This is a genomic window from Paraburkholderia acidicola (assembly GCF_002362315.1).
Lineage (GTDB): Bacteria > Pseudomonadota > Gammaproteobacteria > Burkholderiales > Burkholderiaceae > Paraburkholderia > Paraburkholderia acidicola.
Map to the genome: position 1 here is coordinate 84,394 of NZ_MTZV01000003.1, position 23,849 is coordinate 108,242.

Sequence of the window (23,849 nt, forward strand, 5' to 3'; positions counted from 1 at the left end):
CGCGGCACGTCTACAATGCCGGATGCTCCAGACCGGCCGTCGACCCGGGCCACGGTTCACGCTGCCTGCCGCACTGCCTCTCCGATACCCAGACACCTGCATGAGACCTGCCGTTCGCCTCACCGCCTCCGCGACCAGTGCATTACCTCGCTGGCTGCTGCTCGCTATCTGCATCATCTACGCTTCGTTCGGCCTGTTCGGCCGCGATCCGTGGAAAAACGAGGATGCAGCCGGCTTCGGCGTCATGTGGACGATGGCGACGGGCCACCTGCACGACTGGCTGCTGCCGAATCTGGTTGGCAAGTACATGACCGCAGAAGGGCCGCTGGGCTACTGGCTCGGCGCCAGTGCCATCCGCATGCTGGCGCCGTGGGTCGACGCGAGCAATGCGTCGCGCGTCTTCACCGGCTTGCTGTTTTGCGTTGCCTGCGCGTTCGTCTGGTACGCCGCTTATCTGCTCGGCCGCCGCCCCGAAGTCCAGCCGTTCAAATATGCGTTCGGCGGCGAGCCGGAGCCGCGCGACTTCGGTCGCACGCTCGCGGACGGCGCCCTGCTGATTCTCCTCGCCTGCTTCGGTCTCGCCGAGCGCGGCCACGAAACCACGCCGCAGATCGTGCAATTCGTCTGCGTCGCGATGCTCGTCTACGGCCTTGTGCGGATGATCGACAAGCCGCTACAGGGTGCACTGGTCTGGGGACTCTCGATCGGCCTCGTCGCCCTGTCGAGCACGCCGGTACTGGTCGGCGCCTTGCTCGTCGGCACGCTCGCGATGACGCTGATCGTCCGCGAAACGCGCTCGCGCTGGCTGCTACTCGCAGGCCTGCCGGTTGCACTCGTGGTAGCGGTCTCGTGGCCGCTCGCCGTGCTGTCGGCCTTCCCCGACGATGCCGTCTGGTTCCTCAACCAGTGGATGCGCGGCAGTATCAACGCATTCGGCGGCTCGCCCGACCCGGTGCTGCGTTACGCACTGAAGAACCTGCCGCTCTTCACCTGGCCCGCATGGCCGCTCGCGCTGTGGGCGTTCTTCAGCTGGGCCGGCCTGCGCCGCGCGCCGCACGTCGCGATTCCGCTGTCGGTGATTACGCCGCTGCTGATCCTCGTGGTATTGCAAAGCCATGAGTCGAACCGGCTTTACATGCTGCTGCTGCCGGCTCTCGCGGTGCTCGCCACGTTCGCACTGCCCACCTTGAAGCGCGGCGCGATCAATGCGATCGACTGGTTCGCGATGCTGAGCTTCACGATCATCGGTTCCGCGGTGTGGCTCTTCTGGCTCGCGGGTCTGACCGGGTTTCCGCAGCCGCTCGCACGCAATCTCGCGCGCTATGCGCCCGGTTTCACGCCGCAGTTCAAGATCCTGTCGTTCGTCTGCGCGGTGGCGGTCACCGTCTGCTGGTTCGCGCTCGCGCGCTGGCGGATGTCACGGCATCCGAAAGTGCTGTGGCGCAGCGTCGTACTGTCGAGCGCCGGCACCACGCTGATGTGGGTGCTGCTGATGACCTTGTGGCTGCCGCTCATCAACTACAGCCGGACCTACAAGGATGTCGCCGAACAGATCTCGAGTCATCTGCCCGACGACTACAGCTGTATCTCGCCGGTACGGCTCGGCGATGCGCAGATCGCCACCTTCGCCTACTTCGGCGACATGCACTTCTCGTTCAACGAAGACTGCGACGTGATCCTGCGTCAGGACCGCCAGGACTTCGGCGAACCGAGTTCGATGCCCACCTACATCTGGAAGCTGGTGTGGGAAGGCCGCCGCGTCGCCGACCGTGACGAGCGCTTCCGCCTGTACGTTCGGATCGACCGGCCGAAGCCGCCGGTCAAGCGCCGCACCATCCGTCGCCAGACGGACTGATCATGTTCGCGGACGTGCGGAAAATCGCCGGGCTTGCGTGGCCCGTGCTGATCGGCCAGCTTGCGATCGTCGCCTTCGGCGTGATCGATACGGCGATGGTCGGCCGCTACTCCGCCCTCGATCTCGCCGCGCTCGGCCTCGGCGCATCGATCTACATCTCGGTCTTCATCGGTCTCACCGGCATTCTCACTGCCCTGCAGCCGATCGTCGCGCAGCTCTATGGCGCGCGGCGCTACGGCGAGATCGGCGAGGAAGTGCGGCAGGCGTTGTGGCTCGCGCTGGCACTGGCGCTGCTCGGTTTCGCGATCCTCTATTTTCCCGGCCCGCTGCTGCGTATCGCGCACGCGCCCGAGGCGCTGAGCGAGCGCACGATCGCCTATCTGCGCATCCTGTCGTTCGGACTCCCGGCGAGCCTCTCGTTTCGCGTCTACAGTTCGCTCACCAATGCGGTGGGTCAACCGCGGCTCGTGATGATCCTGCAGATCGGCGCGCTGCTGCTCAAGGTGCCGCTCAACACCTGGCTGATCTTCGGCGGGCTCGGCATACCGGCGCTCGGCGGCCCGGGGTGCGCGCTCGCCAGCACGGCGATCAACTGGACGCTCGCCATCGTCGGCATGACGCTGCTGACGAAGCTCGACATCTTCCGGCCGTTCGGAACCTTCGCGCGCTTCTGCTGGCCGGTATGGCGCAGGCAGATCGAACTGTTGAAGCTCGGTATTCCGATGGGGCTGTCGTATCTGATCGAAGTCACGTCGTACACGTTCATGGCGCTTTTCATTGCGCGCTTCGGCACGACGACGCTCGCAGGCCATCAGATCGCGGGCAACATCAGCGCGGTGCTGTACATGACGCCACTGTCGATCGGCATCGCCTCGTCGACGCTCGTCGCCCAGGCGCTCGGTGCGCGTCGCTACGAGGCGGCCCGCACGTTGTCGCGGCACGGCATTGCGATGGCCTGCGCGATCGCGTGCGGCTCCGGTGTCATCGTGCTGGCTCTGCGGCCGTTTATCGTCGACGGCTATACGACCAATCCGCAGGTGGCGGCAGCGGCGCTGCCGCTGGTGTTGATCGTCGTGTGCTACCACCTGTTCGATGCATTGCAGGTCACAACGGCATTCGTGCTGCGCGCCTACAAGGTCGCGGTGGTGCCCACCGTGATCTATGCAGTTGCGTTGTGGGGCGTCGGTCTCGGCGGCGGGTATCTGCTGGGCTTCGATGTCGGCGGGGCGATACCGGAGTGGCTGACCGGCGCGCGCGGTTTCTGGGCCGCTAACGCAGCGAGCCTCGCGATCGCCGGTAGCGGGCTGCTGCTGTACTGGCGCAACGTCAGCGCTCGCTCGGTGCGCGAAGCCGCGATCGCGCGCGCCGATACAGCCGTTTGATACGCGCTGTGCGCCCGCAGCGCGTCGAAACGCCCGCCCGGACTGGCTTGCACCGCACAGATTAAAAAGAAAAAGCGCGTATGCGGAATCGCAGGAAACCTCTGAAAAACATAAACCCCAAGATTCAACGAATGTTAAATATCGCGCGAAGTGATTTACTTACGATTAATCGATCGGTATAAATCGACGGCCTTTTCATAAAAAGGGCGCGCAATTTGTCCTATGCTTAAGCGCAGCGCTTGCTGACTGGATGCGCGATCCGTTCCCGGCTAACTTTCTTTGCCCTCAATGGAGTGCCTGCCATGCTGAAAAAGCTGTTGATGCTGTGTGTTGCCCTGGTCCTGTCGATATCGGCAGGTTTTGCGGCGGCTGTCGAAGTCAATACCGCCGATCAAACCGCACTCGAATCGGTAAAGGGCATCGGCCCGGTTCATGCAAAAGCGATCCTCGACGAGCGCGCGAAAAACGGTCCGTTCAAGGACGCTGACGATCTCGCGACCCGCGTCAAGGGAATCGGCACGAAATCCGTGGTGAATCTCGAAGCAGCGGGTCTGACCATCAACGGCTCGTCAAGCGCACCGACCGGCGCCAAAGCCGCATCGACGAAGTCCACGACACCGGCCGCAACGACCCCGGCAGCACCGGCCGCCAACACACCAGCGGCTCCGCCGGCAGCAACCACAGCAGCGGCCTCGGACGGCAAGGCCACCAGGACGAAGCGTTCGAAGAAGAGCAAGGCCGCAGCTTCGGAAGCCGCCGCCGCTTCCGCTCCGGCCGCAGCGCCGGCAACCGCCGCAGCTGCATCGGACGCCAAGCCCGCGAAAACGAAGAAGTCGAAGAAGAGCAAAGCAGCGTCGGCGGCAGCCGCTTCAGGCGCCTGACACGTAGCCACTGCAAACTGCATCAAGGGGGCGAACCGGCGGCGCGTTGCGGTCCATCCGGTTAGCCCCGCGAATCACCCGTGCCGCGCATCCGCGCGGCGTTTTCCCCCGCCGGCTCGCACTTCGCAGAGCGAAACCTGCAAGCCGGATATCCAGTGAGACCGCCATGAGCCTACTCGACACTCTCGGTTCCCTGCTTGGCAAGTCGCCCGACGGCGGCGGCGGCCAGCAAGCCCTGATCTCCGCAGCACTCGAACTCGTCAACAAACAGCCGGGCGGCCTGAACGGCCTGATCCAGCAGTTCCAGGCAAACGGCGCAGGCGACGTCATCAAGTCCTGGGTCGGCAACGGCGAAAATCAGGCCATCTCGGCTGACGCGCTGCACAGCGTGCTCGGTTCGGACGTGGTCAGCAGTCTCGCCGCGAAAGTGGGCGTGCAACCGGAACAGGCTGCCGGGCTGCTGTCGCAGGTGTTGCCGCACATCGTCAATACCGCTACGCCGCAGGGTGAAGTACCTGCCGGCGGACAGCTGAACACCGAAACCGTGCTCGGCGCGCTGGGCGGCCTCACGTCGCTGTTCGGCAAGGGCGGCGACGCTGGCAAGACGTCGTAAGTGCGGAAACGGAAGGCGCAGCCCATGCGTCTTCCATGCAGGACATAAAAAAGCGGGCAACGAATCAATGACTTCGTTGCCCGCTTCACCGTGCCTCCGAAGAGGCTGGCCGGAAACCTTCCGCGCCTAGTGCACGACTCTGTCGAACACCAGCTTCCCGTCCTTCAGTTCAACCGGAATCACATCCTTCGGACCGAACTTGCCGGCCAGAATCAGCTTGGCGACCGGATTCTCGATTTCCTGCTGGATCGCCCGCTTTAACGGCCGTGCGCCGAACAGCGGATCGTAACCGACCTTACCGATCTGCTCGAGCGCCGCATCCGACACGACCAGCTGCATGTCGAGCTTGGCGAGCCGCTCGTGCAGCCGTTGCAACTGGATCTTCGCGATCGACTGGATGTTCGCGCGGTCGAGCGCATGGAACACGACGACGTCGTCGATCCGGTTCAGGAACTCGGGGCGGAAGTGCAGCTTGACCTCCTCCCACACCGCGTCCTTCACCGCTTCCTGCGGTTCGCCGACCATCGACTGGATCACCTGCGACCCGAGGTTCGACGTCATCACGATCACCGTGTTCTTGAAGTCCACCGTGCGTCCTTGCCCGTCGGTCATGCGGCCGTCGTCGAGTACCTGCAGCAGCACGTTAAACACGTCCGGATGCGCCTTCTCGACCTCGTCGAGCAGGATCACGCTATACGGCTTGCGACGCACCGCTTCGGTCAGGTAACCGCCTTCCTCGTAGCCGACATAGCCCGGCGGCGCGCCGATCAGCCGCGCGACGCTGTGCTTCTCCATGAACTCGCTCATGTCGATACGGATCAGATGATCTTCCGAATCGAACAGGAACGACGCGAGCGCCTTGCACAGCTCCGTCTTGCCGACACCGGTCGGGCCAAGGAACAGGAACGAGCCATACGGCCGGTTCGGGTCCGACAAACCCGCGCGCGAACGGCGAATCGCATCGGCGACCGCGCTGATCGCTTCGTCCTGACCGACCACGCGCGCATGCAGCTTCTCTTCGATCTGCAGCAGCTTTTCGCGCTCGCCCTGCATCATGCGCGAGACCGGGATGCCGGTTGAGCGCGACACGACATCTGCAATTTCCTCCGCGCCGACCTGGGTGCGCAGCAGGCGCCGCCGCGTCGGATTGCTCTGCTCCTGCGCTTCGGCTTGCGTGACCTGCTTCAGTTGCGCTTCGAGTTGCGGCAGCTTGCCGTACTGCAGTTCAGCGACCTTCTCGAGTTTGCCTTCGCGCTGCAGCCGGACGATCTCGGCGCGCGCACGGTCGATCTCTTCCTTCAACTGCGCACTGCCCTGCACCGTCGCTTTTTCCGCGGTCCAGATTTCTTCGAGGTCCGCGTACTCGCGATCGAGCCGGTCGATTTCTTCCTCAATCAGCTGCAGCCGCTTCTGCGACGCTTCGTCCTTCTCTTTCTTCACCGCTTCGCGTTCGATCTTCAACTGAATGCGCCGACGATCGAGCCGGTCCATTTCCTCGGGCTTCGAATCGATCTCCATCTTGATCTTCGAGGCTGCTTCGTCGATCAGATCGATCGCCTTGTCCGGCAGAAAACGGTCGGTGATATAGCGATGCGACAGTTCGGCGGCCGCGACGATTGCGGGATCGGTGATGTCGACGCCGTGATGCAGCTCGTACTTTTCCTGCAGACCACGCAGGATCGCGATCGTCGCTTCAACCGACGGCTCGTCGACCAGCACCTTCTGGAACCGGCGTTCGAGCGCCGCGTCCTTTTCGATGTACTTGCGGTATTCGTCGAGCGTGGTTGCACCGACGCAATGCAGTTCACCGCGCGACAGCGCCGGCTTCAGCATGTTGCCCGCATCCATCGCGCCTTCGGCCTTGCCGGCACCGACCATCGTATGGATTTCGTCGATGAAGACGATGGTCTGGCCTTCGTCCTTCGCGATATCGCTGAGCACGGCTTTCAGGCGTTCCTCGAACTCGCCGCGATACTTCGCGCCGGCCAGCAACGCCGCCATGTCGAGCGACAGCACGCGCTTGCCCTTGAGCGACTCCGGCACTTCGCCGTTGACGATACGCTGCGCGAGCCCTTCGACGATCGCCGTCTTGCCGACGCCCGGTTCGCCGATCAGCACCGGGTTGTTCTTGGTCCGGCGTTGCAGGATCTGGATCGAGCGGCGAATTTCGTCGTCACGACCGATCACCGGATCGAGCTTGCCAGCGCGGGCGCGCTCGGTCAGGTCGACGGTGTACTTCTTCAGCGCTTCGCGCTGGCTTTCCGCGTCCTGGCTATGCACCTGCGAGCCGCCGCGCACCGCGACGATCGCCGCTTCGAGCGACTTGCGCGTCAGGCCGTGCTGACGTGCGATGCGGCCCGCTTCGCCCTTGTCGTCGGCGACGGCGAGCAGGAACATCTCGCTGGCGATGTAGCTGTCGTTGAGCTTCTGTGCTTCCTTGTCGGCCTGGTTCAGCAGGCCCGTCAGATCGCGCCCGATCTGCACGTTACCGTCGGTGCCCTGCACCTGCGGCAAACGCGTGATCGCGTCGTTGAGCGCGGTTTGCAGCGCCTGCACATGCACACCCGCGCGCGACAGCAGCGAGCGAGCCGAACCGTCCTGCTGGGCGACGAGCGCCGCAAACAGGTGAACGGGTTCGATATATTGATTGTCGTGACCGACTGCCAGACTCTGCGCATCCGCGAGCGCTTCCTGGAATTTGGTGGTGAGTTTGTCGATTCTCATCAAGAGACTCCAATTTCGAATATCACCAAAATGAGGCGTTTTATGCCGGTTTCAAGCGCTTTTTTGCGTTTCTAATGAAATTCTGCCATCTGACCCGGCAATGGCCGTGGCAGCGTCATCGTCAGCCGTCGGCTGCCACGGGCGCGATCGCGATGACCGAAGGGATGCCCAGCAACACCGCGAGCGGTGCCGCGGGTTGCGCGACGTCGGCGATGGTATGGCGGTCGAGTTCGGCGAAGAACGCGTCGCGGGCGGCGGCGAGCGCGACTTGCAGCCGGCACTCGGCCTGGATCGCGCACGGGCGATGCAGGCCGGTCTCGTCGGGGAAACAGCCGACGAGCGCGAAATCGCCCTCCATCGCGCGCACCACCTCGCCGACCGTTACCGCGTCCGCGTGCTCCCCGAGCCGCAAGCCACCATTGCGCCCGCGGACCGTCTCGACCCAGCCGAGGTCGCCGAGCCGCTGCACGATCTTCATCAGATGATTCTTTGAAATGCCGTACGCGTCGGAGATGTCCTGAATCGTCGAAAGCCCTTCGCGGCGGACGGCGAGATAAACCATGACGCGCAGCGAGTAGTCGGTATAGTCGGTCAGTCTCATGGGCGCTGTGGCTCGCGAAAAACGAACAGCGGAAGTACGGACCGCGACATGACCGCACCGCCGCAAGGGTTGCCGGCCGTGGGACTTGCTCATAACATGCAGAATTCGCGCATGTTAGCCGCCCGGCTGCCGCTTATTGTGTCGTACTTTAGTGCAGCCCGTCCGGGTTGCTTGCGGGTTGCCTGTCGGTTGCTTTGATACCCGCCTGCACGCACAGCGTGCGACTGCCGGGCACGATCCGTTCTCTCTGTGTAACAGGCAATGACCTCAGCCACGCCCACTCCCGCCCCACGCGACGCCGAACCGACCGAAGCGAATATCCGCGCGCTCGTGTACGCGTTCTACGACCGGATTCGGGCGGACGCACTGCTCGGGCCGGTTTTCGAGCAAAAGCTCGCGGGGCGCTGGGACGAACATCTGCCGAAGATGTGTGCGTTCTGGGCCGGCCTCGTGCTCGGCGCGAAGCAGTATCGCGGCAATGTGCAGCAGGCTCATCAACCGTTGCCGGGCATCGAGCCGAAGCATTTCAGCCACTGGCTGTATCTGTTTCTCGATACCGTCGAGTCGCGCTATGAACCCGCCGCCGCGGTTCGCTTCATGGAGCCCGCATTGCGCATCGCGCAGAGCCTGCAGTTGAGCCGGTTTGGTTGGGATTATCCGATTCCGCCCGAGCAACAGGCGCTGCTGGAACGTGTCGCGCCAAGGCGTCCGCGCACGGGCGAAGATGCGGAACGTCACGTGCCCGCGAACACCCGCGGCGAACCTTTTCCGACCCGGATCATCGGTCGCTCGACCGACGAATGATCAGGCGGTGATGGCGGCGCGAGAGAGAGCGTTGCAGCTACCTGTGTTTAGCCGCGTTTGTCGACGTTACCGTCTGTGGTATTCCAGCGCGCGAGCGCGGCCTCATCGCTTGTGCGGGCATCGACCCAACGCTCGCCCTGCTCCGTCTTTTCTTTTTTCCAGAACGGCGCCTGGGTCTTCAGGTAGTCCATCACGAACTCGCACGATGCGAACGCGTCGCCGCGATGCATGGACGTCGTGGCGACCAGCACGATCTGGTCGAGCGGGATCAGTTTGCCGACCCGGTGGACGATCAGCACGTCGGTGCCCGGCCAGCGTTCGCGCGCCGTCTCGACGATCGCTTCGAGCGCCTTCTCCGTCATCCCCGGATAGTGTTCGAGTTCCAGCGCTTCGACGGCGCTGCCGTCGTTCAGATCGCGCACCGTACCGACGAAACACGCCACCGCGCCGATCTTCGGATTGCGCGCGCGCAGCGCCGCGACCTCGCTGGTGAGATCGAAATCTGCGGTTTGAACGCGCACGGTCATGGGGTCTTCTCCGTGGCTCGTCAGCCGCCCGTCACGGGCGGGAAAAACGCAACTTCGCAACCGTCGGTGATGCGGGTGCCCGCATCGGTCATCACGTGATTGCAGGCCATCCGCAGCGCGCGGCCTTCGGCCAGCGTGTCGGCCCACACGCCGCCGCGCACGCGCAACCATCCGCGCACGTCGCCGACCGTCGCGATGCCGTCGGGCAGATCGACCGATTCATCCGCGGTACCGAGTGCTTCACGCACGCTCGCAAAATATTTCAGCTGGATTTTCATCTGCACTATCGGCGGTGTTCGCCGCCTGGGTTGTGTCTCGCCGAGCCCGCTCAGTTCAGCAGCTCGGAAAACGGAATGAAGCGCACAGTCTCGCCAGCGCTGATCGCGTGATTCGGTGGATTGTCGATCAGCCCGTCACCCCACACCGTCGACGTCAGCACCGCCGAACTCTGGTTCGCAAACAGGTCGAGCCCGCCGGCCGGATTGACCCGTGCGCGCAGAAATTCGTTGCGCCGGTCGCCCTTGTGCTGCGAGAAATCCGCGCGCAGCGATAACGCCCGCGGCGCCACCGTTCGCACGCCCGCGAGACGCAGCACGAACGGCCGCACGAACAGCAGGAAGGTCACGAAGGTCGATACGGGGTTGCCCGGCAGGCCGATAAAGAACGTTTCGGCGGGACCACCAGCGGGCTCACCAGCACCTGCTCGCCGCACCGCGCCGAACGCGAGTGGCTTGCCCGGCTTCATCGCAATCTGCCACATCGACAGCCGGCCTTCTGCTTCAACCGCCGGCTTCACATGATCTTCCTCGCCCACCGAAACGCCACCGCATGTAAGAATCAGATCGTGCGCCTGTGCCGCTTCACGCAACGTCGCGCGGGTCGCGTCGAGTTGATCGGGGACGATGCCGTAGTCGGTCACTTCGCAACCGAGCTTCTCCAGCAGTCCGCGCAGCGTGAAGCGATTCGAGTTGTAGATCGCACCGGGCTTTAGCGGTTCGCCGGGCATCGTCAGTTCGTCGCCGGTGAAGAACACGGCTACTTTCACGCGCCGCACCACCGTCAGCGCCGCACATCCCACCGATGCCGCGAGCCCAAGCGCCTGCGGCGTAAGCCGCGTGCCCACGGGCAAGATCGCGGCGCCGCTGCGAATGTCCGCGCCCTGCGCCGTGATCCATTCGCCGGCTTTGGGCGCGTGAAGAATCGTGACCTCGTCGCCGGCGACTTCGGTCTGCTCCTGCATCACGATCGCATCCGCGCCGGGCGGCACCGTCGCGCCGGTGAAAATGCGCGCGGCCGTGCCCGCTGCGAGCGGGCCTGGTGCATGGCCGGCCGGGATGCGCTGCGAGACCGGCAGACGGCGGTCGCCGTGCGACAGATCGGCGATCCGTACCGCGTAGCCGTCCATCGCGCTGGTGTTCATCGGCGGAACGTCGAGTGGCGATACGACCTCGGCGGCGAGCACGCGATTCAGTGCATCGAGCGTGGGTAACGATTCGGTGTCCGTTACCGGCGCCGCGGCGCCGAGCAATGTGGCGAGCGCCTCGGCGGTCGAGAGCATCGGTGCACGCGGCGCGGGAGGCGCCGAAGACGTAGGTGTGGACATCGATCGGAGGTAGGCGGGGACTGAAAGAACTATTGTAGCGGTCGACAGCGCAAGGCGGGCGCGAGGCGCGTTATGCGCGCCTTTTGTTGGGCTGGCGACTGCCGGGATTAAATGGCTCGAAGGTGGCCGCTCAAACGACAAGGCGGTCATGGCGCGCTCCCTTTGAATGGGAATCGCATCATGACCGCCCGAACCGCCTACACCGTTATCGACGAATCACCGCACACACTCCAATGCCCGCTCAATCGCCCGTATGTGCAGCGACAAAGTCCTTCACCCGCTGCACGTCCGCTGGCAGAATCTCAAAACGCTGCGGCAACGCCTCGAGCCCCGCGAACGCCGCCGGACGTTCCGGCTCGCGCAGCAATGCCTCGCGAATCGTTTCGCCGAACTTGATCGGCTGCGCGGTTTCGAGCACGACCATCGGAATGCCCGGCTGCAGATGTTCGCGCGCAACCTTCAGGCCATCGGCGGTATGCGTGTCGATCATCGTGTCGTAACGCTCGAACACGTCACGAATTGCGTCGACGCGATCCGCATGACTACTGCGTCCCGACACGAAACCAAATTGCTGCACGCGCGCAAAGTCGCCGCTCGCCGCCAGGTCGAAGCCGCCCTTCTCTTCGACATCGCGGAACAGTTGCAGCACGCGAGCCGGATCGCGACCGAGCAGATCGAACACAAAACGCTCGAAGTTCGACGCCTTCGAAATGTCCATGCTCGGGCTGCTCGTGTGATACGTCTCGGCGGCCTTGCGCACCCGGTAGATGCCCGTGCGGAAGAACTCGTCGAGTACATCGTTCTCGTTGGTCGCAACAACGAGCTTTTCGATCGGCAAGCCCATCATCCGCGCGATATGTCCCGCGCAGACGTTGCCGAAATTACCCGAAGGCACCGCGAACGACACACGCTCATCGTTCGATTGCGTCGCGGCGAAATAGCCCTTGAAGTAGTAAACGACCTGCGCCACGACGCGCGCCCAGTTGATCGAATTGACGGTGCCGATCTTGTACTGCGCCTTGAACGCGTGATCGTTGGACACCGCTTTCACGATGTCCTGGCAGTCGTCGAACACGCCTTCCACCGCCACGTTGAAGATATTCGGATCCTGCAAGCTGTACATCTGCGCGGTCTGAAACGCGCTCATCTTCAGATGCGGCGACAGCATGAACACGCGCACGCCCTGCTTGCCGCGCATCGCGTATTCGGCGGCGCTGCCGGTGTCGCCGGAAGTCGCCCCGAGAATGTTCAGCGTTTCGCCGTGCTTCGCGAGCGTGTACTCGAACAGGTTGCCGAGCAACTGCATCGCCATGTCCTTGAACGCGAGCGTCGGTCCGTTCGACAGTTCGAGCAGCGACAGCGTTGCGCCGTTCTCGACACCGAGCGTTTTCAGCGGCGTGATCTGCGTGGCGAGTGCGCCGGAAGCGTCGTCATCGCGCACGTGGCAATACGTCTGTGCGGTATAGGTACGGCGCGTGAGCGCACGCAGATCCTCCGCCGGAATATCGTCGCTGAATTTAGACAGGATCTCGAACGCGAGGTCCGCATACGACAACGTGCGCCAGCGCGCGAGTTCGTCCGCCGACACGCGAGGATAGTCGGCCGGCAGATACAGGCCACCGTCTTTCGCGAGACCGCCGAGCAGGATGTCCGAAAACGTGTGGCGTTCGCCGGCACCGGCGCCGCGGGTGGAAATGTAGTTCATCAGTCTGGCCTAGTTCAGTGCTTCCATACGGAGCTTGGTCACGCTCGATACCACCGTCGGCAACGCCTCGATGCTTTCGATCGCGGCGTTGACGTTCTTTTCGACCGTTTCGTGCGTGATCAGCATGATGTCGGTTTCGCCCGCGTGGGACGCGTCGACGCGTTCCGATTCTTTCTGCAGCAGCGCATCGATCGAAATGCCGCGGTCGGCGAGAATCCGCGTGACATCGGCCAGCACGCCGGTCACGTCGGCCACGCGCAGACGCAGGTAATAACCGCTCGTCACTTCGTCGATTGGCAGGATCGGTGTGTTCGACAGGCGGTCCGGCTGGAACGCCAGATGCGGCACGCGATGTTCCGGGTCGGCGGTATGCAGCCGCGTCACGTCGACCAGATCGGCCACCACCGCCGATGCCGTCGGCTCAGCGCCCGCGCCCTTGCCGTAGTAAAGCGTCGTACCCACCGCGTCGCCATGCACGACGACGGCGTTCATCGCCCCTTCGACATTGGCAAGCAGACGCTTGGCCGGGATCAGCGTCGGATGGACGCGCAGTTCGATGCCGCGGTCCGAACGACGCGCGATGCCAAGCAGCTTGATCCGGTAACCGAGTTCTTCCGCGTAGCGGATGTCGATGGCGGCCAGCTTGCTGATGCCTTCGATATACGCCTTGTCGAACTGCACCGGCACGCCGAACGCGATCGCGCTCATGATCGTCGCCTTGTGCGCGGCGTCGACGCCTTCGACATCGAAAGTCGGGTCCGCTTCCGCATAACCGAGTTCCTGCGCGGCCTTCAGCGCGGTCGCGAAATCGAGACCGCGGTCGCGCATCTCGGACAGGATGTAGTTGGTCGTGCCGTTGATGATGCCCGCGATGTACTGGATGCGGTTCGCCGTGAGCCCTTCGCGCAGCGCCTTGATGATCGGGATGCCGCCTGCGACCGCCGCTTCGAACGCGACCATCACGCCGTTTGCGCTTGCCGCTTCGAAAATCTCCGTGCCGTGCACCGCGAGCAGTGCCTTGTTGGCCGTCACGACGTGCTTGCGGGCCGCAATCGCGCGCAACACGAGTTCGCGTGCGAGCCCGGTGCCGCCGATCATTTCCGCAACGATCGAAATGGACGGGTCGTCGACGACCGCGTTGAAGTCGTCGGTAATCGCGACGCTGCCGGCTTCGCTGCCAAGCGCAGCCGCAGCCTTGGCCGGGTTACGCACTGCAATGCGCGCGATCTCGATGCCGCGACCCGCGCGACGTTTGATTTCTTCCTGATTGCGGCGCAATACCGTAAAGGCGCCGCTGCCCACCGTGCCGAAGCCCAGCAGTCCCACTTTGATCGGTTCCATGCAGCGTGTGTGCTCGAGTAATGAATTAAGGGAAACCAGGCTGACGGAATAGACGTTCCGTCAGCCCCGTCGTCACGCCGCGTGACGCTTGCGATAGCCGTCGAGAAAACGCGCGATCCGGTTGATCGAGTCCGCGAGATCGTCGACGTTCGGCAGGAACACGACGCGGAAATGGTCCGGCGTCTTCCAGTTGAAGCCGCTGCCCTGCACGAGCAGCACGCGCTCCGCGAGCAGCAGATCGAGAATGAACTGTTGATCGTTCTCGATCGGATACATCTTCGGATCGAGTCGCGGGAACATGTAGAGCGCCGCTTCCGGTTTCACGCAGGTCACGCCGGGAATCGCGGTCAGCATGTCGTACGCGAGTTCGCGCTGCCGGTAGAGGCGCCCGCCCGGCATGATCAGCTCGTTGATGCTCTGATAGCCGCCGAGCGCGGTCTGGATCGCGTACTGGCCCGGCACGTTCGGGCACAGCCGCATCGACGCGAGAATGCCGAGCCCTTCGAGGTAGTCCTTCGCGCGGCGCCGGTTCTCGCCGGTCATGCCCGACACGAACATCCAGCCGGCCCGGTAGCCGCACGAGCGGTAGCTTTTCGACAGGCTGTTGAACGTGACCGTCAGCACGTCCTCGGCAAGCGAGCCGATCGCCGTGTGCTGTTTGCCGTCATAGACGATCTTGTCGTAGACCTCGTCGGCGAAGATCACGAGACCGTGTTCACGCGCAATCGCGATCAACTCGCGCAACAGATCGTCGGAGTACAGCGCGCCGGTCGGGTTGTTCGGGTTGATCACGACGAGCGCGCGGGTGTTTGGCGTGATCTTCGCGCGGATGTCGTCGGGGTCCGGCATCCAGCGGTTGGCTTCATCGCAGATATAGTGAATCGGAGTGCCGCCGGACAGGCTCACGCCCGCTGTCCAGAGCGGATAGTCGGGCGCGGGCAGCAGAACCTCGTCGCCGTCGTTGAGCAGACCCTGCAGGGCCATCACGATCAGCTCAGACGCACCGTTGCCGATGTAGATGTCGTCGAGTTCGACGCCCTGCACGCCTTTTTGCTGTGCGTAATGCATGATCGCCTTGCGCGCGGCGAACACGCCCTTCGAATCCGAATAGCCGGACGAGCCCGGCAGATTCAGGATCATGTCCTGGATGATCTCGTCGGGTGCCTCGAAGCCGAACGGTGCGAGGTTGCCGATGTTCAGCTTGATGATGCGGTGGCCCTCTTCTTCGAGGCGTTTCGCGTGTTCGAGCACGGGCCCACGGATGTCGTAGCAGACATTCAGCAGCTTGTTGGATTTAAGGATCGGTTTCACGGCGGGCACTTCATCCAGGTGATTCATCTAGGGTAAGCGTTCAGCGTATCGTTCGGCGACTCGCCCTGGCCAAGTCGGGCCGGGCATTGCCGAAGGACGGACACAGCGTGAGGAGCGGCGCGCCCAGCGCGCTCTTATATGAACTCCGGGGTCCAGGACCGGTGTGCCGGGGCCCTGGCAAGGCGATCCGGCACCTGCAGATCCGCCACTGGCGCCAGCGACTCGCGGGAGCGCCGGCGGGCGGGTTTGCCGGCATTTTGCGCGCGGCTCGTGACAGCGCAGGTGCGAGGGGCGCCGCAGGGCGGCTAAAAAGCTATAATTTAGCGGATTTTGGCCGACTTCCGCAATGCACCAACCGCATCGGCAAGCCTTTTCGGCCCTGTCCGTGTCCGCTGCGCACGGCTCGCTCGCCCTGACCCGCTTCACACGTACCGCGCGTGTACCGCGTATGTACCCGGTTAACGAGCCGCCTCGCACGCGACGCCTCACGACGATCTCGGAACAGCGATTTGAAATTACACCAGGATTCCAGCGGCGCGCTCAACACCGTCACCGGTTACGGCGCCGACTATGTCGAAATCAATCTTGAGCGCCATCTGGGCAGCATCATCGTGATGCCAGCCGCACCGGTCATCGCGTGGCCGGTTTCATCGTTCGACGCGCTCACCCCCGAACACTTCGCCCTGCTGGTCGAACCGGCCCCGGAAGTCGTGGTATTCGGCAGCGGCGGCCGGCTGCGCTTTCCGCATCCGCGCCTGACAGCCGCGCTCACCGCACAGCGCATCGGCGTCGAAACGATGGATTTCAAGGCCGCCTGCCGAACCTACAACATTCTGATGGCCGAGGGCCGCAAGGTAGCGGTCGCGCTGCTGATCGAAGGCTGAACCGGGGCTGGCTGCGCTGGTAAACCCACGGAGCCCCCCACAGCGACGCAACGCCGCACGAACACGGAACGCAGAACCCGAAGCCCTAAGGCCGGGCTAAGGTCGATGCAGTACACTGCGCGGCTGCGTGCGCCGGGCCAGGTCGCAAGGCCCGCGGTATGCAGCGCCCACAAGCGCGCCGGTCGTGCCGATCGTGCGTTTGCAGGCAGTGACCATGCTTTCAACAACATCCGTACGTCCGCGTGAGGCGGCGTCGACAGAACAGGTAAACCCATGAACGATACGCCGTCGAGGCTACCGCTCAACCGTACGACGATCCTGCTGCTCGTCCTTGCACTCGCTGTCATCTGGTTCGTGCCGCTCGGCTTGCGCCACCTGATTCCCAGCGACGAGGGCCGCTACGCCGAGATGGCCCGCGAAATGCTGGTGACCGGCGACTGGATCACGCCGCACTACAACGCCTACAAATACTTCGAAAAGCCGCCGCTGCAGACCTGGGCGAACGCGCTCACGTTCGCGTGGTTCGGCATCGGCGAATGGCAGGCGAGGCTGTACACGGCGCTGACCGGCTTCGCCGGCGTGCTGCTGATCGGCTTTACCGGCGCGCGTGTGTTCAACGCCGCGACCGGCGTGTTCGCAGCCGTCGTGCTCGCCAGCTCGCCGTACTGGAACCTGATGGGCCACTTCAACACGCTCGACATGGGCCTGTCGTTCTGGATGGAGCTGACGTTGTGCGCGCTGCTGCTCGCGCAGCGGCCCAACCTGCCGGGCTCGAGCGCGCGGCTCTGGATGTGGGTGTGCTGGATCTCGATGGCGCTCGCGGTGCTGTCGAAGGGGCTGATCGGCGTGATCCTGCCCGGCGCGGTGCTGGTGATCTACACGCTCGTCGCCCGCGACTGGGCGCTATGGAAGCGCCTCTATCTGGTGAGCGGCCTGATCCTGTTCTTCGCGGTCGCGACGCCGTGGTTCGTGCTAGTGCAGCAACGCAACCCCGAGTTCCTCAATTTCTTCTTCATCGTCCAGCAGTTCGACCGCTACCTGACGCCCGAACAGAATCGCCCGGGCCCGATCTACTACTTCGCGGCCGTGATGCTGGTCGGCTTCCTGCCGTGGCTGTCGGTGGCCGTGCAGAGCGTGCGCCATGCGCTGCGCATGCCGCGCCAGCCGAACGGCTTCTCGCCCGCGCTGGCGATGCTCGTGTGGTCCGCGTTCATCTTCGTGTTCTTCAGCGTGTCGCATTCGAAGCTCGTCTCGTACACGCTGCCGATCGCGCCCGCGCTCGCGCTGCTGATCGGCATGTATCTGCCGCTCGTGCCACGCGCGACGTTCCGCCGGCATCTCGCCGGCTACGCGGTGTTCCTGGTGGTCGCGGCGTTCGGTGCGATCTTCCTGCACTGGGCCGGCGATGCGCGTAACCCGAACGCGCTGTATCGCGAGTTCCAGCTCTGGGTGTACGCAGCGCTCGGCGTTGCGTTCGTGCTGACGCTGGTCGCGCTCTGGATCAATCGCCGCGGCCGGGCCGGCATCTTCGGTGCGACGGCGACGTTCGGGTTCGCGTGGCTGCTGTTCGGCACCATTGGGGGCACCGGGCACGAGGTGTTCGGCCGCCTGAGTTCAGGTGCGCCGATCGCGCCGGCCATCAAGGCGGCAATCGCGAAACTGCCGCCCGACACACCGTTCTATTCGGTCGACGTGCTCGACCATACACTGCCGTTCTATATCGATCACACGATGATCATGGTCCAGCATGCCGACGAACTGGCCTTCGGCATCTCGGTTGAGCCGCAGAAGTGGGTACCGACGGTCGAGGCCTGGATCCCGCGCTGGGAAGCCGACCGCTACGCGTTAGCGCTCATGTCGCCGGCGCGCTACGACCAGTTGCTCGCGCAGCACGTACCGATGCAGGTCGTAGTGCGCGATCCGCGCCGCGTGATCGTCGAGAAGCCGCAGCCGTAAGCGCCGCCATGACCCTTTATACGAACCTTCGATGAATCCGATCTCCCTTTTTTGCATCCTCGCAGGCGTCGCGCTGAATGCCTGCGCGCAATTGCTGCTGAAAGCCGGCACGAATGCCGTTGGACACTTTGAATTCACCCGTGCGAACATCCTGCCCATTGGCTTTCGCCTCGCGACGCAGTTGCCGATCATCGGCGGGCTTGCCTGTTATGTGGTGAGCGTTGGGGTGTGGGTGGTCGGGTTGTCGCGGGTCGACGTATCGATTGCGTATCCGATGCTCTCGCTCGGCTATGTCGTCAACGCGTTCGCCGCGTGGTATTTATTCGGCGAAGTGCTGTCGATGCAGCGGCTGATCGGCATCGGCATCATCCTTATCGGCGTGTTCGTGCTGGCGCGTAGTTGAGCACACACTTGAGCACGCAACTGAGCACGAACTGCGCCCTTGCCGACGCGACTTAAGCATCCATATACATTGCAGCCTTTTCATTGAGCGAAGCCTTCATGTCCGAGTCAACCGTTCCGTTTTTGCCGTTCGTCCGCCCCGAAATCGATGAGGAAACCATCGAGGGCGTCGCCGAGGTGCTGCGTTCAGGCTGGATCACGACCGGCCCGCAGAACCAGCAGTTCGAGGCTGCGCTGTCGGCGTTCTGCGGCGGCCGTCCGGTGCGCACGTTCAACTCGGGCACGGCGACCCTCGAAGTCGGTCTGCGGATCGCAGGCGTCGGCGTGGGCGACGAAGTCATCACGACGCCCGCCTCCTGGGTCGCGACCAGCAACGTGATCCTCGAAACGGGCGCGACGCCGGTCTTCGTCGACATCGATCCGCGTACCCGCAACATGGATCTCGATCTGCTCGAAAAAGCCATCACGAGCCGCACGAAGGCGGTCATTCCGGTTTACCTGTCGGGCCTGCCCGTCGATATGGACCGGCTGTACGAGATTGCGCGCGCGCACAAGCTGCGCGTGATCGAAGATGCGGCGCAGGCGTTCGGTTCGACGTGGCGCGGCGAGCGCATCGGCCGGCTTGGCGACATCGTGTCGTTCAGCTTCCACGCGAACAAGAACCTGACGTCGATCGAAGGCGGCGCCCTCGTGCTGAACAACGAGGACGAAGCGCTGCTCGCACAGAAGTACCGTCTTCAGGGCGTGACGCGCACCGGCTACGACGGTATGGATTGCGATGTGCTGGGCGGCAAGTACAACCTCACCGATGTCGCCGCGCGCGTCGGTCTCGGCCAGTTCAAACATCTCGAGCGCTTTCTCGCGCAGCGCAAACAACTCGCGCGCGCCTACTTCGCAGGTCTCGAAGGCGGTGCCGCCGTGCGGCTCGGTATCGGCCTGCCGCTCGCGGACTTCGAGAACAGCAACTGGCACATGTTCCAGATCACGCTGCCGCTCGAGAAACTCTCGCTTGACCGCGGTGGTTTCATGGCGCAACTGAAGGAGCGCGGCATCGGTTCGGGCGTCCACTATCCAGCGATCCACCTGTTTTCGCTGTACCGCGCACGCGGTTTCAAGGAAGGCATGTTCCCGCATGCAGAGCGTTTCGGCGCAACGACGGTCACGTTGCCGCTCTTCACATTGATGAACGAAGGCGATGTCACACGCGTCTGTCGCGCCGTCAACGAAATTTGCGAACAATACGGAAAATAAGCGGATATGAGTCAAACGCAACCCGAGGTCTCGGTCATCATCCCGGTCTACAACGAGGAGGCCGGGCTCCCCGCGCTGTTTGCCCGGCTCTATCCGGCGCTTGATGCACTCGGCACGCCCTACGAAGTGATCTTCATCAACGACGGTAGCCGCGACAAATCCGCGATGCTGCTCGCCGATGCATTCCGCGCGCGACCCGATACCACTCGCGCGATCCTGCTGAACGGCAACTACGGCCAGCACATGGCGATTCTCGCGGGCTTCGAGCAGTCGCGTGGCCAGATCGTCATCACGCTCGACGCCGATCTGCAGAACCCGCCCGAAGAAATCGCCAAGCTCGTCAACAAGATGCGTGAGGGTTACGACTACGTCGGCACGATCCGCATGCAGCGGCAGGACAGCCTGTGGCGCCGCAAGGCATCGCGGGTGATGAACCGGCTGCGCGAACGCATCACCCGCATCAAGATGACTGACCAGGGCTGCATGCTGCGCGCCTACAGCCGCCACATCATCGATACGATCAACCGCTGCGGCGAAATCAATACCTTCATTCCGGCGCTCGCGTACACCTTCGCGCAGAATCCGGTCGAAGTCGACGTCGCGCACGAAGAGCGCTTCGCCGGCGAATCGAAGTATTCGTTGTACAGCCTGATCCGTTTGAACTTCGATCTGGTCACGGGCTTTTCGGTTGTGCCGCTGCAATGGCTGTCGTTTATCGGCGTAATCCTGTCGATCGGTTCGGCCGCGCTGTTCGTCCTGCTGCTGATCCGCCGCTTTATCGTCGGGGCGGAAGTGCAAGGTGTGTTCACGCTGTTCGCCATCACGTTCTTCCTGCTCGGCGTGATCATCTTCGCGCTGGGTCTGCTCGGCGAATACATCGGGCGGATCTATCAGCAGGTGCGCGCGCGGCCACGCTACCTCGTGCAGACGATCCTCGAGCAACGCGACGGCGAAGCGGTGGCGAGCGCGCCACGCCAGTCGTTCGTGCAGGGCGTGCAAGCCGCCCAGGTGCTCGACTCGGAGCCGCCGCGATGAAACCGCGTGCGGTCGTTTTCGCCTATCACAACGTCGGCGTGCGCTGCCTGCAGGTGCTGCTTGCACGCGGCGTCGACGTCGCACTCGTCGTCACGCACGAAGACAATCCGCAAGAAAACATCTGGTTCGGCAGCGTCGCGTCGGTGGCCGCCGAACACGGCATTGCGACCATCACACCGGCCGATCCGCGCAGCCCCGAATTGCGCGCAGCAGTCAGCGCCGCGCGCCCGGACTTCATCTTCTCGTTTTACTACCGCCACATGTTGCCCGTCGATCTGCTCGCGCTCGCCGCACGCGGCGCGTACAACATGCACGGGTCGCTGCTGCCGAAATACCGTGGCCGTGTGCCGACCAACTGGGCCGTGCTGAACGGCGAAACGGAAACCGGCGCGACGTTGCATGAGATGGCCGCGAAGCCCGATGCGGGCGCAATCATCGCGCAGACGCCGGTGCCGATCCTGCCCGACGACACCGCTACACAGGTCTTCGACAAGGTCACCGTCGCCGCCGAACAGACACTGTGGCGCGTGCTGCCAGCCGTGCTCGCCGGCGAAGCGCCGCATCTGCCCAACGATCTCGCGCACGGCAGCTACTTCGGCGGACGCAAACCCGAAGACGGCCGGATCGACTGGACGCAGCCCGCGCAGCAGGTCTACAACCTGATCCGCGCGGTCGCGCCGCCCTATCCCGGCGCGTTTACCGAGGTCGACACAACGTCTGGCACCGAGCGCTTCATCGTCGCGCGCGCCCGCCTCGTGCCGCCGGGCGCCCTCCGCGCAGATTTGCCCGTCGGCCTGCACGTAAGCGATAATGCGCTTTTTGCGATATGCGGCGATGGCCGGTCGATCGCAATCCACGAACTCTGGCGCGAACGGCAACTGCCGCACGACGGCAGCAAGACCGTCGTCACCCCAGCCGAATTTACGCAGCTCACTCACTCCCCCCGTCATTCATGAAAAAAGTCCTGATCCTGGGTGTCAACGGCTTCATCGGCCACCACCTGTCCAAACGCATTCTCGAAACGACCGACTGGGAAGTGTTCGGCATGGACATGCAGACCGAACGTCTCGGCGATCTCGTCAACCACGAGCGGATGCATTTCTTCGAAGGCGACATCACGATCAACAAGGAGTGGGTTGAGTATCACGTGAAGAAGTGCGACGTGATCCTGCCGCTCGTCGCGATCGCTACGCCCGCGACTTACGTGAAGCAGCCGTTGCGCGTATTCGAACTCGACTTCGAAGCGAACCTGCCGATCGTCCGCTCGGCCGTGAAGTACGGCAAGCACCTGGTCTTCCCGTCGACCTCCGAGGTCTACGGCATGTCCCCCGACGAAGAGTTCGACCCGGACGCGTCGCCGCTCACCTACGGTCCGATCAACAAGCCGCGCTGGATCTACGCGTGCTCGAAGCAGTTGATGGACCGCGTGATCTGGGGCTACGGCATGGAGGGGCTCAACTTCACGCTGTTCCGTCCGTTCAACTGGATCGGCCCGGGCCTCGATTCGATCTACACGCCGAAGGAAGGTAGCTCGCGCGTGGTCACGCAGTTCCTCGGCCATATCGTGCGTGGCGAGAACATCAGCCTCGTCGACGGCGGCGCACAGAAACGCGCGTTCACCGATATCGACGACGGCATCGACGCGCTGATGAAGATCATCGAAAACCGCGACGGCGTTGCTTCGGGCAAGATCTACAACATCGGCAATCCGAAGAACAATTTCTCGGTGCGCGAACTCGCCAACAAGATGCTCACGCTCGCGGCAGGCATCCCCGAGTACGCGGAAACGGCGAAGAAAGTGCAACTCGTCGAGACGACTTCGGGTGCGTACTACGGCGCCGGCTATCAGGACGTGCAGAACCGCGTACCGAAGATCGACAACACGATGCAGGAACTCGGCTGGGCGCCGAAGTCGACCTTCGACGAAGCGCTGCGCAAGATCTTCGAAGCGTATCGCGGCCACGTTGCCGAAGCACGCGCACTCGTCGAACAGTAACCGTCAGAGCGCACTCTTGGCCCGTATCGTTCTGAAGATCGACGTCGACACGCTGCGCGGCACCCGCGAAGGCGTGCCGAACCTTGCGCGTATTTTCGACCGCTTCAAGGCGCGCGCCACTTTTCTCTTTAGCCTCGGGCCGGACCATACCGGCTGGGCGATGCGGCGCGTGCTGCGGCCGGGTTTTCTGCAGAAGGTGTCGCGCACGTCGGTGGTCGAGCACTACGGGCTCAAACAGCTGATGTACGGCGTGTTGCTGCCCGGTCCGGATATCGGTGCGCGCGCGGCGTCGAACATGCGCGCGATCCACGAAGCCGGCTTCGAATGCGGCATTCACACGTGGGACCACGTGTACTGGCAAGATAACGTCCGTACCCGAACGCGCGAATGGACCGTCGCGCAGATGCAGAAGAGCCATGCGCGCTTCGTCGAGATCTTCGGTACGCCGCCCGTCACGCACGGCGCAGCCGGCTGGCAGATGAACGGCCACGCATTCGAGCAGATCGACGCATGGGGCATGCGCTACGCGTCCGATGGGCGCGGCCATACGCCGTATTTTCCGGTGGTCGACGGCAAGACGCTGAACCATGTGCAGATGCCGACCACGCTGCCCACGCTCGACGAAGTGCTCGGCGTGGATGGTGTCGACACCGACACGGTGGCCGCGTGGCTCCTCAAGCGCACCGAGAACAATCCGCACGACCAGGTGTTCACGTTGCATGCGGAACTCGAAGGACAGAAGCTCGCGCCCATCTTCGAACAGTTGCTCGACGGCTGGCGCGCGCAGGGCCACACGTTTGCCACGATGGGTGACTATCATGCCGCGCTGGACCGCGACTCGCTGCCAACGTACCCTGTCACGTGGGGTGAAATTCCCGGCCGCTCCGGCGAACTGATCGTGCAGCCCGGCTGATCGCTCAGCCATCCGCTACCGGGCAGACCCTCCCCGCCTCGACGCTCAGGTCCAGTGCTGTCGCA

At 63.7% G+C, this 23,849-nt stretch carries 21 protein-coding genes; 13 read left to right on the top strand and 8 right to left on the bottom strand.

Features of this window, described 5'->3' with window-relative positions; genetic code table 11:
• Positions 1 to 100 precede the first annotated feature (100 nt).
• The 4 genes from BWP39_RS08095 to BWP39_RS08110 all read left to right on the top strand — a co-directional run bounded on the left by BWP39_RS08095 (position 101) and on the right by BWP39_RS08110 (position 4,731).
• Positions 101 to 1,855 (top strand): ArnT family glycosyltransferase, encoded by a 1,755-nt coding sequence (locus BWP39_RS08095; protein ID WP_096718771.1) that lies wholly within the window; start codon positions 101 to 103, stop codon positions 1,853 to 1,855.
• Positions 1,856 to 1,857: 2 nt separating this feature from the next.
• Positions 1,858 to 3,237, top strand: coding sequence for an MATE family efflux transporter (locus BWP39_RS08100; RefSeq protein WP_096718773.1), 1,380 nt, complete (start codon positions 1,858 to 1,860; stop codon positions 3,235 to 3,237).
• Positions 3,238 to 3,539: 302 nt separating this feature from the next.
• A complete protein-coding gene (locus BWP39_RS08105; protein ID WP_096718775.1) occupies positions 3,540 to 4,118 on the top strand; it encodes a ComEA family DNA-binding protein in 579 nt (192 codons plus the stop codon).
• Between the two features lie 148 nt (positions 4,119 to 4,266).
• Positions 4,267 to 4,731 (top strand): YidB family protein, encoded by a 465-nt coding sequence (locus BWP39_RS08110; protein ID WP_407944785.1) that lies wholly within the window; start codon positions 4,267 to 4,269, stop codon positions 4,729 to 4,731.
• A 126-nt stretch (positions 4,732 to 4,857) separates the two neighbouring features.
• Here the strand turns inward: BWP39_RS08110 and clpB are convergent, their stop codons facing one another.
• Both clpB and BWP39_RS08120 read right to left on the bottom strand, forming a co-directional pair.
• Entirely contained in the window at positions 4,858 to 7,455 is a 2,598-nt protein-coding gene (clpB, locus tag BWP39_RS08115) for an ATP-dependent chaperone ClpB (protein WP_096718779.1), read from the bottom strand.
• Positions 7,456 to 7,576: 121 nt separating this feature from the next.
• Entirely contained in the window at positions 7,577 to 8,056 is a 480-nt protein-coding gene (locus BWP39_RS08120) for an Rrf2 family transcriptional regulator (protein WP_096718781.1), read from the bottom strand.
• Between the two features lie 261 nt (positions 8,057 to 8,317).
• Here BWP39_RS08120 and BWP39_RS08125 point away from each other — a divergent pair, with 261 nt between their 5' ends.
• The gene (locus BWP39_RS08125; RefSeq protein ID WP_096718783.1) at positions 8,318 to 8,860 is read left to right on the top strand and encodes a group III truncated hemoglobin; all 543 of its coding nucleotides are present in this window, start codon (positions 8,318 to 8,320) and stop codon (positions 8,858 to 8,860) included.
• 47 nt (positions 8,861 to 8,907) lie between these two features.
• On the opposite strand, the gene moaE is transcribed toward BWP39_RS08125, so the two are convergent.
• From moaE to BWP39_RS08155, 6 genes are all read right to left on the bottom strand, one after another.
• Complete coding sequence (moaE, locus tag BWP39_RS08130; RefSeq protein ID WP_096718785.1) at positions 8,908 to 9,387, bottom strand: molybdopterin synthase catalytic subunit MoaE; 480 nt, start codon at positions 9,385 to 9,387, stop codon at positions 8,908 to 8,910.
• Positions 9,388 to 9,407: 20 nt separating this feature from the next.
• Positions 9,408 to 9,665: a molybdopterin converting factor subunit 1 gene (moaD, locus tag BWP39_RS08135; RefSeq protein ID WP_096718787.1), complete on the bottom strand. Its 258-nt coding sequence runs from the start codon at positions 9,663 to 9,665 to the stop codon at positions 9,408 to 9,410.
• A gap of 50 nt (positions 9,666 to 9,715) precedes the next feature.
• On the bottom strand, positions 9,716 to 10,945 hold the full coding sequence (locus BWP39_RS08140; RefSeq protein ID WP_096718789.1) for a molybdopterin molybdotransferase MoeA: 1,230 nt from the start codon (positions 10,943 to 10,945) through the stop codon (positions 9,716 to 9,718).
• A 286-nt stretch (positions 10,946 to 11,231) separates the two neighbouring features.
• Positions 11,232 to 12,695, bottom strand: a complete 1,464-nt coding sequence (gene thrC, locus BWP39_RS08145; protein ID WP_096718791.1) for a threonine synthase — start codon at positions 12,693 to 12,695, stop codon at positions 11,232 to 11,234.
• Between the two features lie 9 nt (positions 12,696 to 12,704).
• Entirely contained in the window at positions 12,705 to 14,036 is a 1,332-nt protein-coding gene (locus tag BWP39_RS08150; RefSeq protein WP_096718793.1) for a homoserine dehydrogenase, read from the bottom strand.
• A gap of 72 nt (positions 14,037 to 14,108) precedes the next feature.
• Positions 14,109 to 15,374, bottom strand: a complete 1,266-nt coding sequence (locus BWP39_RS08155; protein ID WP_328590119.1) for a pyridoxal phosphate-dependent aminotransferase — start codon at positions 15,372 to 15,374, stop codon at positions 14,109 to 14,111.
• A gap of 482 nt (positions 15,375 to 15,856) precedes the next feature.
• On the opposite strand from BWP39_RS08155, the gene BWP39_RS08160 reads away from it, so the two are divergent.
• From BWP39_RS08160 to BWP39_RS08195, 8 genes are all read left to right on the top strand, one after another.
• Positions 15,857 to 16,231 carry an Mth938-like domain-containing protein gene (locus BWP39_RS08160; RefSeq protein WP_096718795.1) on the top strand — a complete coding sequence of 125 codons (375 nt, stop codon included), beginning with the start codon at positions 15,857 to 15,859 and terminating at the stop codon, positions 16,229 to 16,231.
• 273 nt (positions 16,232 to 16,504) lie between these two features.
• On the top strand, positions 16,505 to 18,187 hold the full coding sequence (locus tag BWP39_RS08165; RefSeq protein ID WP_096718797.1) for a glycosyltransferase family 39 protein: 1,683 nt from the start codon (positions 16,505 to 16,507) through the stop codon (positions 18,185 to 18,187).
• A gap of 31 nt (positions 18,188 to 18,218) precedes the next feature.
• Positions 18,219 to 18,590, top strand: a complete 372-nt coding sequence (locus tag BWP39_RS08170; RefSeq protein WP_096718799.1) for an EamA family transporter — start codon at positions 18,219 to 18,221, stop codon at positions 18,588 to 18,590.
• Positions 18,591 to 18,688: 98 nt separating this feature from the next.
• Positions 18,689 to 19,840 (top strand): DegT/DnrJ/EryC1/StrS family aminotransferase, encoded by a 1,152-nt coding sequence (locus tag BWP39_RS08175; protein WP_096718801.1) that lies wholly within the window; start codon positions 18,689 to 18,691, stop codon positions 19,838 to 19,840.
• Positions 19,841 to 19,846: 6 nt separating this feature from the next.
• Complete coding sequence (locus tag BWP39_RS08180) at positions 19,847 to 20,875, top strand: glycosyltransferase (protein WP_096718803.1); 1,029 nt, start codon at positions 19,847 to 19,849, stop codon at positions 20,873 to 20,875.
• Positions 20,872 to 21,831 carry a formyltransferase gene (locus BWP39_RS08185; RefSeq protein ID WP_096718805.1) on the top strand — a complete coding sequence of 320 codons (960 nt, stop codon included), beginning with the start codon at positions 20,872 to 20,874 and terminating at the stop codon, positions 21,829 to 21,831. The genes BWP39_RS08180 and BWP39_RS08185 overlap by 4 nt, the downstream gene beginning before the upstream one ends.
• Positions 21,828 to 22,871: a bifunctional UDP-4-keto-pentose/UDP-xylose synthase gene (locus tag BWP39_RS08190; protein WP_091016390.1), complete on the top strand. Its 1,044-nt coding sequence runs from the start codon at positions 21,828 to 21,830 to the stop codon at positions 22,869 to 22,871. Before BWP39_RS08185 ends, BWP39_RS08190 begins: the two co-directional genes overlap by 4 nt.
• A 16-nt stretch (positions 22,872 to 22,887) precedes the next feature.
• Entirely contained in the window at positions 22,888 to 23,784 is an 897-nt protein-coding gene (locus tag BWP39_RS08195; RefSeq protein ID WP_096719665.1) for a polysaccharide deacetylase family protein, read from the top strand.
• The last annotated feature ends 65 nt before the right edge of the window (positions 23,785 to 23,849 follow it).

Bases quoted from the DNA above. Each gene is read 5' to 3' on its own strand.
- BWP39_RS08125 (WP_096718783.1), top strand. From the start codon at position 8,318: ATGACCTCAGCCACGCCCACTCCCGCCCCACGCGACGCCGAACCGACC.
- BWP39_RS08185 (WP_096718805.1), top strand. From the start codon at position 20,872: ATGAAACCGCGTGCGGTCGTTTTCGCCTATCACAACGTCGGCGTGCGC.
- BWP39_RS08105 (WP_096718775.1), top strand. From the start codon at position 3,540: ATGCTGAAAAAGCTGTTGATGCTGTGTGTTGCCCTGGTCCTGTCGATA.
- BWP39_RS08165 (WP_096718797.1), top strand. From the start codon at position 16,505: ATGAACGATACGCCGTCGAGGCTACCGCTCAACCGTACGACGATCCTG.
- clpB (WP_096718779.1), bottom strand. From the start codon at position 7,455: ATGAGAATCGACAAACTCACCACCAAATTCCAGGAAGCGCTCGCGGAT.
- thrC (WP_096718791.1), bottom strand. From the start codon at position 12,695: ATGAACTACATTTCCACCCGCGGCGCCGGTGCCGGCGAACGCCACACG.
- BWP39_RS08180 (WP_096718803.1), top strand. From the start codon at position 19,847: ATGAGTCAAACGCAACCCGAGGTCTCGGTCATCATCCCGGTCTACAAC.
- BWP39_RS08140 (WP_096718789.1), bottom strand. From the start codon at position 10,945: ATGCTCTCGACCGCCGAGGCGCTCGCCACATTGCTCGGCGCCGCGGCG.
- BWP39_RS08150 (WP_096718793.1), bottom strand. From the start codon at position 14,036: ATGGAACCGATCAAAGTGGGACTGCTGGGCTTCGGCACGGTGGGCAGC.
- BWP39_RS08100 (WP_096718773.1), top strand. From the start codon at position 1,858: ATGTTCGCGGACGTGCGGAAAATCGCCGGGCTTGCGTGGCCCGTGCTG.
- BWP39_RS08190 (WP_091016390.1), top strand. From the start codon at position 21,828: ATGAAAAAAGTCCTGATCCTGGGTGTCAACGGCTTCATCGGCCACCAC.
- BWP39_RS08155 (WP_328590119.1), bottom strand. From the start codon at position 15,374: ATGAATCACCTGGATGAAGTGCCCGCCGTGAAACCGATCCTTAAATCC.
- BWP39_RS08095 (WP_096718771.1), top strand. From the start codon at position 101: ATGAGACCTGCCGTTCGCCTCACCGCCTCCGCGACCAGTGCATTACCT.
- moaD (WP_096718787.1), bottom strand. From the start codon at position 9,665: ATGAAAATCCAGCTGAAATATTTTGCGAGCGTGCGTGAAGCACTCGGT.
- moaE (WP_096718785.1), bottom strand. From the start codon at position 9,387: ATGACCGTGCGCGTTCAAACCGCAGATTTCGATCTCACCAGCGAGGTC.
- BWP39_RS08170 (WP_096718799.1), top strand. From the start codon at position 18,219: ATGAATCCGATCTCCCTTTTTTGCATCCTCGCAGGCGTCGCGCTGAAT.
- BWP39_RS08175 (WP_096718801.1), top strand. From the start codon at position 18,689: ATGTCCGAGTCAACCGTTCCGTTTTTGCCGTTCGTCCGCCCCGAAATC.
- BWP39_RS08120 (WP_096718781.1), bottom strand. From the start codon at position 8,056: ATGAGACTGACCGACTATACCGACTACTCGCTGCGCGTCATGGTTTAT.